The sequence below is a fragment of the Psychrobacillus sp. 05T411 genome (assembly GCF_056396485.1).
This window is the reverse complement of sequence record NZ_JBFTLO010000018.1, coordinates 16,896-35,001: the sequence shown is the minus strand read 5'-3', so window position 1 is coordinate 35,001 and position 18,106 is coordinate 16,896. Positions and strand designations below refer to the sequence as shown.

The 18,106-nt window shown below is 38.2% G+C and carries 19 protein-coding genes; all 19 read right to left on the bottom strand.

The window, feature by feature from the left end; genetic code table 11:
* Positions 1–304 precede the first annotated feature (304 nt).
* Positions 305–1,996, bottom strand: a complete 1,692-nt coding sequence (locus AC1DFT_RS14435; protein ID WP_478159433.1) for a methyl-accepting chemotaxis protein — start codon at positions 1,994–1,996, stop codon at positions 305–307.
* Between the two features lie 311 nt (positions 1,997–2,307).
* Positions 2,308–3,603 carry a 3-phosphoshikimate 1-carboxyvinyltransferase gene (gene aroA, locus AC1DFT_RS14430; RefSeq protein WP_478159432.1) on the bottom strand — a complete coding sequence of 432 codons (1,296 nt, stop codon included), beginning with the start codon at positions 3,601–3,603 and terminating at the stop codon, positions 2,308–2,310.
* Between the two features lie 12 nt (positions 3,604–3,615).
* On the bottom strand, positions 3,616–4,716 hold the full coding sequence (locus AC1DFT_RS14425; protein ID WP_478159431.1) for a prephenate dehydrogenase: 1,101 nt from the start codon (positions 4,714–4,716) through the stop codon (positions 3,616–3,618).
* Entirely contained in the window at positions 4,716–5,816 is a 1,101-nt protein-coding gene (hisC, locus tag AC1DFT_RS14420) for a histidinol-phosphate transaminase (protein WP_478159430.1), read from the bottom strand. The genes AC1DFT_RS14425 and hisC overlap by 1 nt, the downstream gene beginning before the upstream one ends.
* Before the next feature lie 24 nt (positions 5,817–5,840).
* A complete protein-coding gene (gene aroH, locus AC1DFT_RS14415; RefSeq protein WP_478159429.1) occupies positions 5,841–6,203 on the bottom strand; it encodes a chorismate mutase in 363 nt (120 codons plus the stop codon).
* The gene (gene aroB, locus AC1DFT_RS14410; RefSeq protein WP_478159428.1) at positions 6,204–7,292 is read right to left on the bottom strand and encodes a 3-dehydroquinate synthase; all 1,089 of its coding nucleotides are present in this window, start codon (positions 7,290–7,292) and stop codon (positions 6,204–6,206) included.
* 3 nt (positions 7,293–7,295) lie between these two features.
* The gene (gene aroC / locus AC1DFT_RS14405) at positions 7,296–8,477 is read right to left on the bottom strand and encodes a chorismate synthase (RefSeq protein ID WP_478159427.1); all 1,182 of its coding nucleotides are present in this window, start codon (positions 8,475–8,477) and stop codon (positions 7,296–7,298) included.
* Between the two features lie 99 nt (positions 8,478–8,576).
* A complete protein-coding gene (locus tag AC1DFT_RS14400; RefSeq protein WP_478159426.1) occupies positions 8,577–9,347 on the bottom strand; it encodes a CheR family methyltransferase in 771 nt (256 codons plus the stop codon).
* A 113-nt stretch (positions 9,348–9,460) separates the two neighbouring features.
* Positions 9,461–9,907, bottom strand: coding sequence for a nucleoside-diphosphate kinase (gene ndk, locus AC1DFT_RS14395; protein WP_478159425.1), 447 nt, complete (start codon positions 9,905–9,907; stop codon positions 9,461–9,463).
* Between the two features lie 81 nt (positions 9,908–9,988).
* Positions 9,989–10,963, bottom strand: a complete 975-nt coding sequence (gene hepT, locus AC1DFT_RS14390) for a heptaprenyl diphosphate synthase component II (RefSeq protein WP_478159424.1) — start codon at positions 10,961–10,963, stop codon at positions 9,989–9,991.
* Between the two features lie 20 nt (positions 10,964–10,983).
* Positions 10,984–11,688: a demethylmenaquinone methyltransferase gene (locus tag AC1DFT_RS14385; RefSeq protein ID WP_478159423.1), complete on the bottom strand. Its 705-nt coding sequence runs from the start codon at positions 11,686–11,688 to the stop codon at positions 10,984–10,986.
* 3 nt (positions 11,689–11,691) lie between these two features.
* Complete coding sequence (locus tag AC1DFT_RS14380; RefSeq protein ID WP_478159422.1) at positions 11,692–12,453, bottom strand: heptaprenyl diphosphate synthase component 1; 762 nt, start codon at positions 12,451–12,453, stop codon at positions 11,692–11,694.
* Between the two features lie 51 nt (positions 12,454–12,504).
* Positions 12,505–12,726: a trp RNA-binding attenuation protein MtrB gene (gene mtrB, locus AC1DFT_RS14375; RefSeq protein ID WP_282245146.1), complete on the bottom strand. Its 222-nt coding sequence runs from the start codon at positions 12,724–12,726 to the stop codon at positions 12,505–12,507.
* Between the two features lie 67 nt (positions 12,727–12,793).
* Positions 12,794–13,363 carry a GTP cyclohydrolase I FolE gene (folE, locus tag AC1DFT_RS14370; RefSeq protein WP_478159421.1) on the bottom strand — a complete coding sequence of 190 codons (570 nt, stop codon included), beginning with the start codon at positions 13,361–13,363 and terminating at the stop codon, positions 12,794–12,796.
* A gap of 175 nt (positions 13,364–13,538) precedes the next feature.
* Positions 13,539–13,811 carry an HU family DNA-binding protein gene (locus AC1DFT_RS14365; RefSeq protein WP_093273151.1) on the bottom strand — a complete coding sequence of 91 codons (273 nt, stop codon included), beginning with the start codon at positions 13,809–13,811 and terminating at the stop codon, positions 13,539–13,541.
* Between the two features lie 172 nt (positions 13,812–13,983).
* The gene (gene spoIVA, locus AC1DFT_RS14360) at positions 13,984–15,462 is read right to left on the bottom strand and encodes a stage IV sporulation protein A (protein ID WP_478159420.1); all 1,479 of its coding nucleotides are present in this window, start codon (positions 15,460–15,462) and stop codon (positions 13,984–13,986) included.
* 587 nt (positions 15,463–16,049) lie between these two features.
* Positions 16,050–16,766, bottom strand: coding sequence for a hypothetical protein (locus tag AC1DFT_RS14355; RefSeq protein ID WP_478159419.1), 717 nt, complete (start codon positions 16,764–16,766; stop codon positions 16,050–16,052).
* Positions 16,767–16,779: 13 nt separating this feature from the next.
* Positions 16,780–16,995, bottom strand: a complete 216-nt coding sequence (locus AC1DFT_RS14350) for a DUF2768 domain-containing protein (protein ID WP_478159418.1) — start codon at positions 16,993–16,995, stop codon at positions 16,780–16,782.
* 84 nt (positions 16,996–17,079) lie between these two features.
* Positions 17,080–18,099, bottom strand: coding sequence for an NAD(P)H-dependent glycerol-3-phosphate dehydrogenase (locus AC1DFT_RS14345; RefSeq protein ID WP_478159417.1), 1,020 nt, complete (start codon positions 18,097–18,099; stop codon positions 17,080–17,082).
* Positions 18,100–18,106 lie beyond the last annotated feature (7 nt).

Here is an 18,106-nt window from a genome sequence, read left to right as displayed (position 1 = left end):
AATTTTCCGATCATGGTTGTATGGTCTGACCACGCTTGTATTGTCATTCTATTCTGACTATTAATGATATATTACCCTTCTAATAATAAAATGAGGCTGGGACAAAACCCATCTTGAAAAATGAAAAGCCCTGGAAATTTTACGAAAAGTAAAATTTCCAGGGCTTTGTTTTTTAGGCATTAAAAAAGGACATCTTCTGAATCAGTGTCAGACTCAAAAAATTACATACTATAAAGGTTAGAAATAACAAATTTTCTAATTCTACTAGTGATTATTGATCCATTTAGAATAATCTAGAGCTCTATTATAACTTGAATTGTTTCACTATTACTTGTAAATCCTCTGCCATTTTGGATAGGTTGGTAGCAGAAGCTGTAATTTCTTCCATAGAAGCAAGTTGCTCTTCTGAAGCGGATGCTACGTTTTGTGTATTGGAAGCGGAATATTGTGCAATATTTGCCATTTCATCAATCGAGGCGTTCACCTCTTCTACGCTTGCGGACATTTCTTCGGAAATAGCGGAAACTTCTTGTATTTGAGCGGTAACTTGTTCAACGGAACGTAAAATCTTCTTAAAACGTATGCCTGTTTCATCTACGATTACTTTTCCAGTAGCTACTTCTTTCGTACCGATCTCCATTACATTTACTGCTTCGGTTGTATCTGTTTGAATCTGGTTTATTAATCCTGCTATTTGGTCTGCTGAGTCTTTGGACTGCTCTGCAAGCTTACGAACTTCATCCGCAACTACTGCAAATCCTTGTCCATGTTCTCCAGCACGAGCGGCTTCTATTGCTGCATTAAGAGCCAATAAATTTGTTTGGTCCGCTATTCCAGTAATAACAGCAATAATATTTCCAATCTCCTGAGAGAGTTCACCTAATTTTTTTATGCTCAATGCAGAATCTGCTACAGCATGGTGGATGGCATCCATTTGATGAATCATTTGTTGAAGTGATTCGTTCCCCAAATTAGCCTCTCTGTTTGTTTCAATTGCTAATTCAGAAACAGTGGAAGAGGTTTCTGCCACTTGTTGAATGCCAATAGACATTTCTTTCATGGCTTCGGAAGATTCATTGGCAGTAATTCCTTGTGTTTCTGAGCCAGAAGCAATGTCTTGAATGGATGATGCAATTTGTTMGGTAGCTTGGGAAGTCTGTTCCGCACTCGCGGTTAGTTCCTCTGCAGACGACGCTACATGATTGGAGTTCATACTAACTTGTTCTATTACCGTCCGAAGATTGGCAGCCATAAGATTGAAGGAACCAACTAAATCACCAATTTCATCTTTGTTTTTCACTTTCACCATATCAACCGATAGATCCCCACCTGCCATTTTTTCGGCAGAATTGGCCAATGCAATAACTGGTCTAGAAATAAGACGACCTATAGTAATTGCTATGACAATTCCAGCTATAACTGCAATAATTCCTATAGCTAAGACAAGCATAATTGTATTTTCGACCTTTAACGTGTTATCAGCAATCCCTTCAACTAATAAATCGTTTTGAAATTCCGAAAGTTTAGCTACTGCTGCGTCAAGTTTTGCTACAATAATTATGCCTTCCGAAGAAATAAGTGCCTCATATTCATTCGATTTATTCTGCTTTTTAAGATTAAATACCTTCTCTGCAAATTGAGCGTACTCCGTTTGAATCTGGTTGATATCTTCTAACATCTGAATTGCTACCGGAAGTCTAAACTTGGATAACAAGGCATCATATGCTTCTTCATAATTAGAAATAGCGTTAGTATAAACTTGGAAGGATTCTTCATCCCCTACTATTAGATACCCTCTCATCGCAAGAATTTCTTGTTTTACTGCCACTTGTAGTTCGCTAATTTCAACTGCTTTCATCGCTTTATCGCCAACTAGATCGGTATATGAATTATTCATGGATGTAATTTGGCTGTAGCTAATACCAATCATGATGATTAGTAATAGTAAAACCGCCGAAAATCCACCAATCAGTTTTTTGTTAATCGTCCATTTCATATAAAAACTCCTCAACACTTTTATTTTTCCACTCATTCAAATATTCTGTATATTAGTTATGTCTAAAGTAGTGAAAATATACCTATATTAAAAAATAGCATAAAGGACTAATAAAGGGAAGTTCATTTACATTTTCTTAATAAATATATCAGTAAATAAGTATGAATCTAGACACAATTGTCAGTGTCCCTGTGCTAGACATAAGTTATAAACAATTCCGAATAGTGTATAAGTTGCATCTGTTACAGGGAGCAAATTAAAAACAGACCAAGGAACATTTCGAAATCATTCCTTGGTCTGTCATGTTCTATTTATTTACTGTTTCGCACACTGTCCAATTGCTCAAAGAAGTTCGGATAGGAAACTGCTATACAAGCTGGATCATCCAGTGTAACACCACTTGATGTAATAAGTGATGCAATTGCACCCATCATACCGATACGATGGTCGCCGTATGTTTTTATATCGCCGCCGTGTAGAGCAGTCGGTCCTTCAATAATCATACCGTCTTCAGTAGCGGTAATATTGGCACCGAGTTTCTTTAGTTCATTGACAACGGCATCTATTCGATTTGTTTCTTTTACTTTTAGTTCTTCGGCATTTTTAATGACCGTCTTACCTTCTGCTTGTGTTGCAAGTAAGGCAATGATCGGAATTTCGTCAATTAGTCGAGGAATTAAATCTCCGCCGATTTCTGTCCCTTTTAGAGAAGAAGTCTCGATTTCAATTGTTCCCATTTCTTCATGGCTCGTATTTTCTAAAACCTGGATCGTCAAACTTGCACCCATTGCTTGTAAGACATCGATAATTCCCGTTCTCGTTTCGTTTAAGCCTACGTTCGTTAATGTGAGCTTGCTATTAGGGACAATTGCTCCCGCGGCTAAAAAGAATGCTGCAGACGAAATATCACCTGGTACAACTACATGTGTTCCAGTAAGTTTTTGTCCACCTTGCAGTCGGATTGTTTTATTTCGGACTTTAATGTCTGCTCCGAAATGTTGCAGCATTTTTTCTGTATGATCACGAGAGGTTTCCATTTCTTGTACGATTGTTTCTCCTTGTGCATGTAATGCAGCAAATAAGATGGCAGACTTCACTTGCGCACTCGCAACCGGCATTTGGTAGTGGATAGACCTTAAATTTGTTCCTTCCACTGCAATTGGGGTAAATTGACCATTTTCTCGACCTATCAACTTTGCACCCATTTGTTTTAAAGGCTCCGTCACTCGTTTCATTGGTCGCTTTTGAATCGATTCGTCCCCAATAAGAACAGACGACACATTGGAGCCTGCCAGAATTCCGAGCATTAGACGCGTTGTCGTACCCGAGTTACCAGTATATAAAATCTCGCTAGGCTCTTTCCACGCTTTAATGCCATTACTTTCGATACGGACGTTTTCTCCATCTACGGTAATTTCTACACCAAGCTTTTGGAAGCAGTCAATCGTCGCTAAGCAATCTTCACTTAATAAGAAGCCTTCCACCGTAGTAATCCCTTCAGCCATTGCTCCAAACATGATGGAACGATGGGATACAGACTTATCTCCAGGAATTCGCAAAGTTCCTTGTAAGGAAGGCTGTTTGTAGTCCAATACTTTACTCATCATCATTCTTCCTCCTTAAGAAATATACGTTTCAAAGGTCGTATTTTTGGCAATGCAAGCAACTGCTTTTGCCCGGTCCTCCATTGTTTGAAAGCTAATGACCAAAATACCAAAAACATCAACCCGTGTTTCGACAATCCGTAAGTTTGTAATACTGATACGATCTTTAGCTAAATAGCCGGTGATTTCCGAAATAACCCCTGGATAATCGGGGACATCAACATACAAATCGTATACAGCGAACATGGCACCTTGCTCGTTAATGGGTAATTCATCTCGCACTTTTTTAGCTGTCCGAAAATATGCTTCAATATCTTCCGCATCCGACTGTAAGAGTAGATTTTGAAGTTTTATCATTTCATCTGTCCAGGCTTGAAGCTGATTACTTAACTCGTATCGGTTTTGAAGCGTAATATCCCGCCACATAACAGGGTTTGACGAAGCGATTCTCGTTAAATCGCGAAAGCCCCCTGCTGCAAGTTGCTTTGTGAAGGGAAATTGTTCATTCTCGTAAGCTAATTGGTGTACAAGTGAGGCTGCTACTAAATGCGGAAAATGACTTACTACAGCCGTCATATGGTCATGTTCTTCTGCACTAACTTGTACTACTTTAGCTTTTGTTACTTCTAATAAGCTCGATAGCCTATTTATATTATTTTTGTTCTCATTTGGAAAAGGGGTTAGCAAATAATATGCATTTTCAAAGAGGTGTGCTCTTGCTGCTTCTACCCCACTTTTATGTGATCCAGCCATAGGATGTCCACCTATAAAAGTAATGCCTAGCTCATTTAATAATCCTGCTGCTTTCATAATTTCTTTTTTTGTACTACCGGTATCTGTTACAATAACCTGTTCTTTTAGTTGCCAGCTTGACAACTCGTTCATMAGTCGAATTGTTTCATTTACTGGGGTAGCGAATATAATGATATCTGCAAATCCTGCAGCGTCTTTCATATAAACTGCCATCTCATCGATGACACCAATCCTTTTGGCTGTTCGAAGTGCATGAGTATTTGCGTCATATCCAATAACCTTTACATCATTATTTCTTTTTAAACTGAGCGCTAACGAGCCTCCTATTAGACCAAGCCCAATGATGAAAATCGTTTGCTTCATTACAAAACGCCTTCCTCTTTTAACACTTCATCTAGTTTTTGCAGTAACTCCGTATTTTGCTCTTCCGTACCGATTGTGATTCGAAGGTAACCTGGTTTACCAAGTGCATTTCCGCTTCGAACGATAAAGCCACGTTTCATCAATCCTTGGAACACTGCGTCACTATCTGCTTTCACTTCCATAAAAACAAAGTTTGTGTGGGAAGGATAGAAATGGAGATTGCGCTCTGCACAGTAAGCTTCATATTGTGCTCTACCGGCGCTATTCTTCGACTTACATTCTTCAATAAAGGCTTGATCCGCTAATCCGATAATTGCGACTTCTTGGCTTAGTACCGTGTTATTAAATGGCTCACGAGTTGGTTCCAATTGACTAATGACTTCTTCTGAACCAATAGCATACCCTACACGGAAACTTGCTAAGCCATATGCTTTAGAGAAAGTACGCATAATTAATACGTTTGGATACTTGTCTAATAAATGAATTGAATCTTCATACGTCTCATCTGTTATGTACTCTGTATAGGCTTCGTCAAGCACGATTAACACATCATTCGGTACTTTTTCAACGAATGCTTTTATTTTATCGCTAGCAATAAGTGTTCCCGTTGGATTATTCGGATTACAAATCCATACGATAGCTGTATTTTCATCGACTGCTTCTGCCATTTTATCTAAATCATGTTCCCCATTTGAAAGTAAAGGAATCGTTCTAACTTCTGCTCCTTCTACAATGGCATTATGTTTGTATTGACCGAATGTTATATCCGCTACTACTGTATTTAAACCTGGTTGTAGAAGTGCCCTTGAAATGATTAATATATTCTCATCTGAACCATTTCCAAATAATAATTGTTTTTCTGAAACGTTCACATGGTTTGCTACAGCTGTGCGAAGTTTTGACGCATAGCCATCTGGGTAAATGGCAAAGTCTATACTTGTGCTATCTAAGTATTCTTTTACTTTAGGGGATGCTCCGTAGGGATTTTCATTGGAAGCAAGTTTAGTTACGGTACTTAAGTTAAACATTTTCTTTACTTCATCCGTTGTTTTTCCTGGTTGGTATGCTTGTAAGCCAGCAATTTGTTTTTTGAATTTCATGTGAAAGCTCCTCGTTTCTTTTCATTATTTGACTAAGTCAGGTCTTAATATAACTGCATTGTTTAAATAGATATGTTGGATATCTTGTTGTTTTTTTTCTGTATTGATATGCATTAAAAGCCTTACACATTTTGCTAGTGCGTTCGGTACATCCATTTCATGTGTACACATTACGGGTACGTATGTCCATCCTTCTAGACTTCTCACTGCTCTTGCAGGGAATGCGGATGTAATATCTGTCGTCGTTGAAATGATGACCGATGCAATATCTTCTGGTAAGATATCATTTGCTTTCGCCATTTCCTGTACAAGACGCGCAGTTTCTAGCAATACTTCCTCATTTGAATCGGCTGTTACAGTTGTTGCTCCTCTAACTCCCCTGATCATCTACATTCCCTCCTTGATCCACTTTCTCAATTGCTCGTCACAACTTTGCACTTCATTCATCGAAATAACTTGAACTAATGGTTCCCCAATTTCCTGAAGTAAGGCAAAATGAAGCTCGCCATTTGTTGTTTTCTTGTCTTTTAACATAAATCCTGCTAATTGCTCAAATGTACAATTAAGGACATGCTTGAAATTGTATCCTAGTCTATTGGCAAGTTCATATACTATCTTGGCATAACCTGTTGCGACATTTCCGTGCATTTCACTTAGCATTAAAGCAGGTATCATACCAATCATTACTGCTTCGCCATGCGTTATTTTCCCATAGCCAACAGTCGCCTCGATTGCATGTCCATAAGTATGGCCAAAATTTAAATATTTACGATATGATTGCTCTTTTTCATCCAGTTCTACAATATGTGCTTTTACGCGAATTCCTTTTTCGATCCATTGTAATAAAGTTGCTTTGTCGACTGATTCGATCTCTTGTAGTGCAAAAAACTCATTTACCCACTCCGCGTCACTAATGAGCGCATGTTTGATCACTTCTGCTAGACCCGAACGTACTTCGTTTTGCGGTAAAGTAGCTAAGAAATGAAAATCATAAATAACAGCTTGTGGCTGATAGAAAGCACCAATCATATTCTTTCCATTCGGATGATTGATGGCAGTCTTCCCTCCAACTGCACTATCATGCGCTAGAATGGTGGTAGGTATTTGGTAAAATGGGATTCCTCGCATAAATGTTGCCGCAACAAATCCGGTCAAATCTCCTACTGCTCCTCCACCCAATGCAAATAACACCGAATTTCTCGAACAATTTTCTTTTAGTAAAAAAGTTTGGACATCAAAATACGACTCAAACGTTTTACACGCTTCTCCATTTGGCACGATATAAACTTTAAATGGCAATGCAAAATGCTCGCGAACATATTGTTCATGCAAACTCCAAACATGCTCGTCCGTAATTATTACTAACTGATCGGCTTTTACTAGTTGCCCTTTATACTGTACACAAAAATCATGTAATATATTTTCACCTAGATGCACTTCATACGAAGCATCGGTTGTATTTACTGGGATATTCACGATTTAAAACCCCTTTGTATAAGCTCGATGTCTTTCTATTTCTGCTTTTAGAGAATCCATTTTATCGCCATTAAATGTATCTAATACGGCTTGGGCAATTTCCCATGCAATGACTGCTTCGGCAACTACAGAAGCCGCTGGTACTGCACAGCTATCGGATCGTTCAATACTTGCTTTAAACGGTTCCTTTGTATCGATATCGACGCTTTGTAATGGCTTATAAAGCGTTGGAATTGGTTTCATCACGCCACGTACTACAATCGGCATTCCTGTCGACATTCCGCCCTCTAAACCGCCCAGGCGATTCGTATCACGTGTATACCCTTGTTCCTCATTCCAAGAAATTTGGTCATGGACTTGACTTCCAAATAAATTCGCCATTTCAAACCCTAATCCAATTTCTACACCTTTGAATGCATTAATGCTCATCATGGCCATTGCAAGTTTCGCATCGAGCTTACGATCGTAATGTACATAGCTACCTACACCTGCAGGCATACCAGAAATAATGACTTCCACGACACCACCGATTGTATCTCCTGCTTTTTTTGCGTTGTCAATTGCTTCGACCATTTTTTCAGAAGCTTCAGAATCCAAACAATAGACTGAGTCTGCTTCGACAATGTCACGAATCTCTTCTATCGTTTTGCCAGTAGCTAAATCTAGATTCGCTTCAATTCCGCCAATTTTCGTTACATGGGCAACAATCGAAATACCTAACTCGCTTAATAACTGTTTTGCCACTGCACCTACTGCAACGCGTACCGTCGTTTCACGCGCAGAGGAACGCTCTAATACGTTGCGCAAATCACGATGACCATATTTCATCCCACCAACTAAATCCGCATGTCCTGGACGTGGTCTTGTAATTTGTCGTTTAATATCTTCTGGATCAATTTCTTCTCCAAGTGGTTCAATACCCATAATATTCGTCCAATGTTTCCAATCATCATTGTTTACGACAAGACAAACTGGTGAACCTAGCGATTTGCCGTGGCGCACTCCTGCAGTAATGGCTACCGTATCTTTTTCAATCTGCATTCTTCTTCCACGACCATGGCCGCCTTGGCGACGTTTTAATTCTTTATTTATCTGTTCACTCGTAATTTCCAATTGGGCTGGTAACCCTTCAATAATTGCTGTAAGTTGTGGTCCATGTGACTCACCTGCTGTTAAATAACGCACAACACTTTCCCCCTTCAACTCGCTAAAGTATTTATATTCAACTATAACATAAAATCTATTTCAAAGTATAGAAGAAAACTGTCTATTTTGTTAGACAGTCTATTTCTTCCGATAAAAAAATGTGTCTTCCGTTTCAAAACCATATTTCCCTGGATTAAAAATCTGTTCTGTACTACCAACAAATAAAATGCCACCTGGTTTAAGCGAGTCGCTAAAGCTTTGATATATTTGATCTTTGGCATCTTCCGTAAAGTAAATCATGACGTTTCGACAAATAATCAAATCAAAATTCTTATCATATGTATCCTTTAATAAATTATGTTTTTTAAATGTGACCGTCTTTTTTATCGAATCATCGACTTTATAAAAGGCAGCTTGTTTCTCGAAATACTTCKACTTCATATTAGCTGGAACTTCCGCAAGCGAACGCTCCGGATAAATTCCCACCTTCGCACGCTGTATTGCATTTTCATCTAAATCTGTCGCAAGAATAGAGATTTGCGAAAGTGATAAGTGATTAGATAGCACCATGGCAGTTGTATAAGGCTCTTCTCCAGTTGAACAAGCAGCGCTCCATATTTTCAATCGTTTATTTTGAGCAAGAAGTTTTGGAAATATCTTTTGCTCTAAAACATCCCAACGTTTGGCATTTCGATAAAATTCGGACACATTAATGGTCATTCTATCTAAAAACTCATTTAATAAATCTCTATCTTTATCTAATGCTTGAAAAAAATCGACAAAGTTTTTAAAGCCTTTCTTTTCATATAAAGAAGTAAGGCGTCTTTTCATTTGTGCTTCCTTATATGCAGCAAGATCAATTCCTGTTTTTCGTTTGATGGAATCTACAAATTTAATATAGTCTGGCAACTGACATCGTTCCTTTCTAAAGACCTATATCTAGTATATCGCAACAGAGGCATTTCGAATATAGAAAAAGACAGACAAATGTGAACACTTGTCTGCCTTTTTATTAGTAAAAATTAATTGATCCAGTTGTTAGCGTCTTTAGCGTAAGCTACTAGTTCTTCTTGTTTGAAGAATAGACCGATTTCGCGTTCAGCGCTTTCTGGTGCGTCAGAACCGTGGATAATGTTTTTACCAACAGTTACTGCGAAGTCTCCGCGGATTGTTCCTGGAGCTGATTCTTTAGGGTTTGTAGCACCCATCATAAGACGAGCTGTTGAAATAACATTTTCTCCTTCCCAAACCATTGCGAAAACTGGTCCAGAAGTGATGAATTCTACTAATTCACCAAAGAATGGGCGTTCTTTATGTTCGCCGTAATGTTGTTCTGCTAATTCAGTTGGAATTTGCATTAATTTTGCTCCAACTAATTGATAACCTTTTTTCTCAAAACGACTTACAATTTCACCGATTAAGTTACGTTGTACGCCATCAGGTTTTACCATTAAAAATGTTTTTTCCATGATTAACACTCCTCGAATAAATATAATGGGCATAAATTCTCCACCGTTAAAAATAGTATCACTAAGCACTATAATTATCAATTAAAACTTACGTTTACTCATAAATAAGGCGATATTTTGCAAAGATTTTTTAGCAGAATTCGCAGGTAATTGTTTCACTTCGTTTAATGCCTTTTGCAAATATAAATTACTTAGTTGTTTGGCCTTCGTCATGCCATCCGATTGTCGGATTGCCTTCAATAGTTTATCTTGATCGGTAGCGGAAATCGTTCCTTCCAACATCGCATGAAGCAATGGAGCCACAGTCGGTTCCTCTTTTGCATAAAGCACTGGTAAGGTAATATTCCCTTGTAGAAGATCGCTTCCGGCCGGTTTACCCAGTTGTTCATCTGTCGAAACTATGTCTAATATATCATCGATAATTTGAAAGGACATCCCCACATAATAGCCAAAGAGTTTTAAATGCCTTACTGTTTTAGCATCCGTTCCTGATGCAATAGCTCCTAATTCACAACTAGCAGAGATTAAGATGGCAGTTTTTCTCTTTATTCTTCTTAAATAATCTCGCACTGTTTGGTCTAACAAGCGCTTATCTTCGACTTGAATAATTTCACCGATGCAAAGCTCAATCATGGTGTGAGATAACACTTCATGTGCGTATGTATTTTGTACTTCTGTTATGTATTCCATCGCTTTCGCAAAAAGAAAATCGCCTGTATACATTGCGACTCGATTATTCCATTGTGCCTTGACCGTCTCCCTACCCCTTCTTGTTTCCGCATCGTCTATTACATCGTCATGCACAAGGGAGGCCATATGTATCAGTTCTATCGAGACAGCAACATGTTTGATGGATTCAATCGAATAGTTTCCGAACTTCGCAGCTAGTAGAACAAAAACAGGTCGAATCCGTTTGCCTCCAGCAAGAAGTAAATGAAGAGAGGCTTCATTCAATAAGGGAGAGGAAGAATTCACAGCTACTGCAAGCTCTTTTTCTATGACTTCTAAATCCGATTTTAAATCGGAATAAAGTAATTTCAACTTCATCTTATCCATAGATCCAAACCTTCCCCCACTTAAATATCTTTTTTGAAACCAATATGTCTTGCTGCTGCACCACCGCTATATGGCTTACTTGTTACATGCTGCATGCCGACTTGTTCAAATAACTTGGCAAGTTCTGCTCTATTTGGAAAGTCTTTCGCTGATTCTTGTAACCATGAATACTCTTTATAGCTTTTCGCAAATAGTTTACCGAACATCGGCATAATAAAACGAAAATATAGTCGGAATCCCGCATTGAATAGTTTAGAATCTGGTTGTGATGTTTCTAAACAGACAATTTTACCACCAGGTTTTGCAACGCGATTCATTTCGCTAAGTACTTGCTTGTAGTCCGGAACATTTCGTAGACCAAAACCAATCGTGACATAATCGAATGTGTTGTCTTCAAATGGCAACTCCATTGCATTACCTTGTATTAATTCAATTTGAGAAATGTTTTTCACTTTTTCTTTCCCAACATTCAACATATTTTGGCTAAAATCTAGCCCTTTTACTGTTCCTGTTGGCCCAGTTGCATTGGCTAAAGCAATGGTCCAGTCAGCAGTACCACAGCATACGTCTAATGCGGAACTCCCCGTTTTCACTTGCATTGCTTTCATCGTGTCATTGCGCCATATTTTATGTTGTTGAAAACTGATGACAGAGTTCATCGAATCATAATTATCTGAAATTTTTTCAAATACTTCATGTACATGTTGCTCTTTTGATTTTCCCACCGTTTAACCTTCTCTCAACTGCGTTTCCAGCGAACATTTAGTTACCCGTTCTACAATTGCATGTTTGACATGTTCTTTTAATAAATCCGAGGAACGGACGTCTTGTACTAAACTGTTTTCTATATTTTTTATCTCCGCATGAAGTAAGTTTATGTTCGATTTCAAAACGGATGATTTATCTATATAAAATGTAACTTCCATTCGTTCATAAGCAGCAATCTCTTTTTTCAGTGATAGTAATAATAATGCTTCTTTCATGAAAAATACATATTCATGATAAAGGTAATATTCCATAAATTGTTCAATTGTTTTACTTTCAATAAGTTGAATAGAATCTATCAGTTGTTCAAACGTATAGTTGTGTTTGTCGTAAAACCTTGTTTTATGCTCCGTAATAGAAGTGACACATTCGGACAATTTTTGTATTAAATCTATCTTTTTATCTTTTGCTAACAGCTGATAGTATTTTCCGCTGTAATAGTCTCCTGCCAGCACTTGTAATTGCTGTTCTCTCGACGTGGCATTTTGTTCTTTCACTAAATCATGAGCAGCAAGTGCTGAGAAAATTAGAGAAACTGCTAGTACAGAAATTCTTTCTGATTCGTTCCAATCTTCCCCATTGAGTAGTGGTAAAAGTGTAAAAAACAAACGTTCTTCGTCAATGATAGGAGTACCTGTATAGTTTAACAAAGTGCTTTGCCGAATTTGCATGAGAATATCGCTTTTATATTGTTTTACCAGTTGTGTGATCATTGCTTCATTCATTACACTTTACTCCATTTCCCAACCACGCTTACTTTTTTTAGAGTAGGTCTTTTATTTTTTAGATTCACTTTGAATAACGCCGTTTGCCGTGTGAATAGATGCTTTTCCTCTAATTTTCATGGCAGAAGTGTGCTCTGTAAACTGTGCAATCATTACTTCACCTGTATCTAGTTTTTCAGAATGATGGAATTTTGTATCCGTCCCACGGGTAAGCCCGATGACATGTACCCCATCTTCTTCTGCTTTTATCACGATAAAATCTGAACTAGACATTATTTATTCTCCTTTACAAAACAGTCTTTTTTCATCATACCATATTCTAAAACTTTCTCCAAAGCTGTTACTTCATCTGGATAAAAGATAATATTTCGGAGCGTTTTACTTCGTCTGTTTCTAATATCCCTCTAGCTACAGCTGTTATCGTTTTGGCACCTGGTTTTTTAATACCACGCATGGTCATACACATATGCTCCGCCTCAATAACAACGTAAACTCCGTGTGGATTCAACATTTCCATTATATCTTCTGCAATACTAGATGTGATTCTTTCTTGCAGTTGTGGTCGTCTTGCCGTTGTTTCGACAGCTCTCGCTAATTTACTTAATCCGGTTACGACTCCATCTCTTGGAATGTAGGCAACATGTGCCTTACCGTAAAAAGGAACAAGGTGGTGTTCACACATGGAGAAGAAAGGAATATCTTTTACTAATACAAGCTCCTCGTGATCCTCGTTAAATACGGTTTTAAAATATTCTTTTGGATCTTGATGTAAGCCTTCAAACATTTCTGCATACATTTTAGAAACTCGTTTTGGTGTTTCGAGTAATCCTTCTCTTTCTGGATCTTCTCCAACTGCTTCCAAAATCATTTTTACTGCTTCTTCTATTTTTTTCAGATCGACATTCGTCATCTGTTAACCCCCTAGACCTAACTTATATACCATTAGCATCTTAGCATAGGAATGGTATTTAATAAATATTTTTAACTATGTATCGCCCAATTCCTCTAGTCGCACTATGTAATTGAAAAGAACGGCTACTATGAAGCAAGCTTCACAATAACCGTTCTATGTACTACAACATCAGTTATTTAACTGCGTCTTTAAGTGCTTTACCTGGTTTGAAAGCAGGCACCTTGCTAGCAGCGATGTCGATTTCTTCACCTGTTTGAGGGTTACGTCCTTTACGTGCTGCACGTTCACGAACCTCAAAGTTACCAAAGCCGATTAATTGAACTTTACCTCCATCTGCAAGAGCAGCTTGAATTGATTCAAATACAGCTTCAACAGCTTTAGATGCGTCTTTTTTAGAAAGTTCTGCAGCTTCTGCAACAGCATTTACTAATTCTGTTTTATTCATACCATTCACCTCCTCTCAAAGGAAGATAGCTTTAAGCCTGTAAAAAGAGTATCACATCAGAAATGGCTTCGCAACACTATTTACACGTGTTTAGGGAAGATTCCTTAAAAAAACGGGAATTTCATAAAAATACAGGACTTTTCGCATAGTCGCGAAAAGCCCTGTATCAAATTTACAGTATGAATGTTACCATTCCTCGATCGCCTTCGTTTACCATTCGTTCGATTGTTTGACGCATTCTATTCTTCGCAACGGCCGAAACGCTTTCCGTTTTGTAACGCAAACTTTCTTTCATCACTTCGACTAAAGAAGTTCCAAAAACCTGTGTTTGCCACAATGCATCCCGGTCATGCAAATACCCATGTTTTAAGTCTTTTAATAATTGCTGACTATGGAATTCAGAGCCGATGAGTGGAGCAAATTCTGCTTCCATATCGACACGAATAATGTGAAGGGAAGCGGCTTTTGCTTTTAGGCTGACCCCGTAAAAATTATTTTGTTTAATGATTTCTGGTGCTGAAGGTTGAAAATCTTGTATAGTTGGTAGCGACACGCCGTACCCGTGGTTTTTCGCCGCTTCAAGTGCTTCTGAAAATTTATTGTAGGCTTTCTTCGCTGTAGATGCATCTTTGACGAACAAAAGCCAATCTTTTTTCGATTGAATTGGTTCTTCTAACCACTCATCACATACTTCCTGGAACACTTCGGGCTTTAGGCCAATTTGAATACAAGCAGATCCTCGCCCCGGATTTGCCTCTACTACTTCAGCCGATTGAATAAATGGCACTTGTTTAAAACGAGCAGCAAGTTCTTTTACATCTTTCATTTTGGATACAATTTGTAACCACTCGTGTAACGAAGAAGTGATGGCATTATTCACAAAATGATCCGGTTCTAGTACATCCGTCCAATCAGGCTTTACAACTTCAATATCCGTAATAGGAAATTCATAAAGGGCCTGTTGGAGTATGTACTGAATTTCCTCCGCAGTCATACGATCAACAGCTACTGCGATTACAGGCACTTCATGTTTTTTCTGTAATTCTTCACTCAATTGAATCGTGTCAATATGACCAGGATTTTTGCTATTTAACACAATGACAAATGGTTTACCAATTTCTTTTAATTGCGAAATAATTTGTTCTTCCGCTTCTTCCGCTGCTTTTCTCGGAATATTATTTACTGATCCATCTGTCGTTACTACGATACCAATTGTGGAATGATCACGGATTACTTTGTCGGTACCGATGCGTGCTGCCTCTTCGAATGGAATTGCTTCACTATGCCATGGGGTGTGTACCAGTTTCTGGCCATCTTCTCCGGAACCAGTATTAATCCCATCAATCATGTAGCCAACACAATCGACTAACCGAATTTGTAGTCGTAATTGATCTTCTCCTAGGTGGATATTCGTTCCATGTGCTGGGACAAATTTAGGTTCTGCGGTCATAATAACATTACCTGGAGAACTTTGTGGAAGCTCATCTTGCGCTCGTACTCTTTCCGCTTCATCTTGAATATTCGGAATGACAACGAGCTCCATTACTCGTTTGACAAAAGTAGATTTCCCTACCCTAACTGGACCTACAACACCAATATACACATCTCCATTAGTTCGCTCTGCTATTTGTTCATAAAGTTGATTTGACATGGATAGTCTCCTTTCTTCGCAATCTAATATATGTACCAAAAAAACGTTTCATGCATAAAGCATAAAACGTTTTTCTAAGTAATGAAGTGTCTACTGCGAAGATCAATGGAAATATTAACTTATCCGCATCCCGAATTAACAATAAATGGTTGAACGAGACAATAAAACCGCTGAACACGACAAGCCAGCCTAGCTAGAGTCAAGCCGGGAAGTTCCACAGGCTTTACAAGGTATTATCCCAAAATAACTCTCCGGCATCGTCGTCTCACTCCAAGTAAAGAGCTGTTATAAGAATTAGTTGCTTTCACTTGTAACTTGGTTGCTTTCGTGCCGATTTGGTTGCTTTCAGATTAGAATTAGTTGCTTTCATTGATTGATTTGTTGCTCTAAGCCATTTACTGGATGTGCACCATAGGAGAACTGGATAAAATTTTGTTTTTCGGCGAAGCGGAACTGATAAGTATTCGATTTACGACGGTTTGTACAAAAAAATGATTAGGAAAGTGACAGAATCACCTCCCTAATCATTTTTTTAGATAATATTTCGTTCAAAGCGGACTGAAACATACAAATCTAGCTTATCATCTCTACTTCGCAGGTGTTAACATAAATATTGGTTCGTTATTTTCATCAACCGTATAGGGAAGCGAGTATGCCGGGACAATGGCAAAATTATCCGTTAGTAAAAAGCGGATATCGTCTCCTGGTTTTACTTCTACTTCATTTTCTTGAAGAAGACGATTCAATTCGATGGAATAATCCACATACACTTTCCCGTCTCCGGTCGCTACTAAAGGCAACTGCGTGTCGGAATAAGGACTTTGAACGGATAATTCACTTTTATACCCCATCTTCTTGTAATCTAGCTTATATACACCTTCTGCTACGATTTCCGCAACAGGGCCGTAGCCATTAATCCCTTTTCGGTAGTTAATATCCCGGATTGCTTCTGCAAGGCGCAAATCTACCAATTTAACAGTAGGATTTTCCTCTACGTCCATAATGACGTATTGGTAAATTCCGCCTGCTTCATAAGAGTTTGCCGGGACTTTTCCCATATAAGCAGGCACAATTTTTTTAAAGTCGATTGGGTATTTTATATACTGATCTGTTTCCATATCACGTGTTTTAATTGGTAATAAGCCACCCGAATCTTCTTTAAATCCATTTACTGCATTTTGGACAGCATTTAATTGATCTTCGTATGGCAATAAGTTCTCTGGCTCATATCCGCTTTTGTAATTACATCCTGCTAATATGAGAAGGCCAATAGTAAAAATTGCTAGTAAACTTAATTTTTTCATGCGAATCTCCTTATTAAGCTTTTGTAGGGTTAAAAATAATATAAATCATCGTAATGAAGCCTATAAATAACATTATGTATGCGGCTAAACCAAAGATAAATTTCAAGAAAGCGTTATTAAATTTTGTTTTCACAAAAAACATAAGAAGCATTGCTAAAAACATACTACCCATAGATCCAAATGATATCCACATTTTATCCATCGATGACACTAACAAGACAGGTAACACAAATTTCCCCACCTTTCTATAACTTTAGATTATATCACTTCAAAAAAGAGTTGTTTTCAAACAACTCTTTTCTTTGTGACAATTTTAGAATGATTTATAATCATCCAACTCATGTTTTTTCGTACGATGCATCAAAATATCGACCGCTTCTTTCGGGTGAGTCCCTTCAAATAATACAGAATGCAATGCTTCGGTGATTGGCATATCTACTTCTTGCTTTTTCGCAAGCTGATAAGCGGCTTTCGTCGTTCGTACGCCTTCTACTACCATTCCCATCTCATCTAATACCGTTTGCAGGCTTGCACCTTTTCCAAGCATATGACCAGCACGCCAGTTTCTAGAGTGAACACTTGTACATGTTACGATCAAATCGCCCATGCCAGTTAACCCTGAAAATGTAGAGGCATCTGCTCCTAAGCTGATGCCAAGTCTAGTGATTTCAGCTAGACCTCTTGTAATTAAAGCTGCCTTTGCATTGTCTCCATAACCTAAACCATCTACTATACCAGCGGCTAAAGCGATAACATTTTTTAAAGCCGCGCCTATTTCTACTCCTACTACATCGTCATTTGTGTAAACGCGGAAGTAATTATTCATAAACAGATCTTGTATTTTTTCTGCTGCTTCCATTTTTACACTGGCTACTGTAACCGTAGTAGGATGTTGCAACACGACTTCCTCTGCATGACTTGGACCGGATAATACAACAATTGCATCTACAAATTCAGCAGGAAGCTCATCTTCTAACATTTCTGAAATGCGCTTTAACGAATCGGGTTCAATCCCTTTTGAAACATGCACCACTAATTTTTTCTCCGTTAAAAACGACTTCATATCATGACAAACTTCACGAATCGCCTTTGTTGGCACGGCAATCACGATAGTAGATGCATGTTGAATCGCTTGCTCAAAATGACTAGTCGCTTTTAAATTGCTAGGCAAAGTAGTATTTGGTAAATACTTGATATTTGTATGAAGGTCGTTTATTTCTTTTGCTTGATCTTCGCGGTGAGACCACAACAGACAATCATTATCGTTATTTGCGAGCACCATTGCTAGAGCTGTCCCCCAGCTACCGGCACCAAGTACTGTTACTTTCTCCATTTAATTA

Coding starts and splice junctions, on each gene's coding strand:
- hisC (WP_478159430.1), bottom strand. CDS start 5,816: ATGAAATTCAAAAAACAAATTGCTGGCTTACAAGCATACCAACCAGGA.
- spoIVA (WP_478159420.1), bottom strand. CDS start 15,462: ATGTCAAATCAACTTTATGAACAAATAGCAGAGCGAACTAATGGAGAT.
- AC1DFT_RS14355 (WP_478159419.1), bottom strand. CDS start 16,766: ATGAAAAAATTAAGTTTACTAGCAATTTTTACTATTGGCCTTCTCATA.
- hepT (WP_478159424.1), bottom strand. CDS start 10,963: ATGGATAAGATGAAGTTGAAATTACTTTATTCCGATTTAAAATCGGAT.
- AC1DFT_RS14380 (WP_478159422.1), bottom strand. CDS start 12,453: ATGAATGAAGCAATGATCACACAACTGGTAAAACAATATAAAAGCGAT.
- folE (WP_478159421.1), bottom strand. CDS start 13,363: ATGACGAATGTCGATCTGAAAAAAATAGAAGAAGCAGTAAAAATGATT.
- mtrB (WP_282245146.1), bottom strand. CDS start 12,726: ATGTCTAGTTCAGATTTTATCGTGATAAAAGCAGAAGAAGATGGGGTA.
- AC1DFT_RS14345 (WP_478159417.1), bottom strand. CDS start 18,099: ATGGAGAAAGTAACAGTACTTGGTGCCGGTAGCTGGGGGACAGCTCTA.
- ndk (WP_478159425.1), bottom strand. CDS start 9,907: ATGGAAAAAACATTTTTAATGGTAAAACCTGATGGCGTACAACGTAAC.
- aroH (WP_478159429.1), bottom strand. CDS start 6,203: ATGATCAGGGGAGTTAGAGGAGCAACAACTGTAACAGCCGATTCAAAT.
- aroA (WP_478159432.1), bottom strand. CDS start 3,603: ATGATGAGTAAAGTATTGGACTACAAACAGCCTTCCTTACAAGGAACT.
- AC1DFT_RS14365 (WP_093273151.1), bottom strand. CDS start 13,811: ATGAATAAAACAGAATTAGTAAATGCTGTTGCAGAAGCTGCAGAACTT.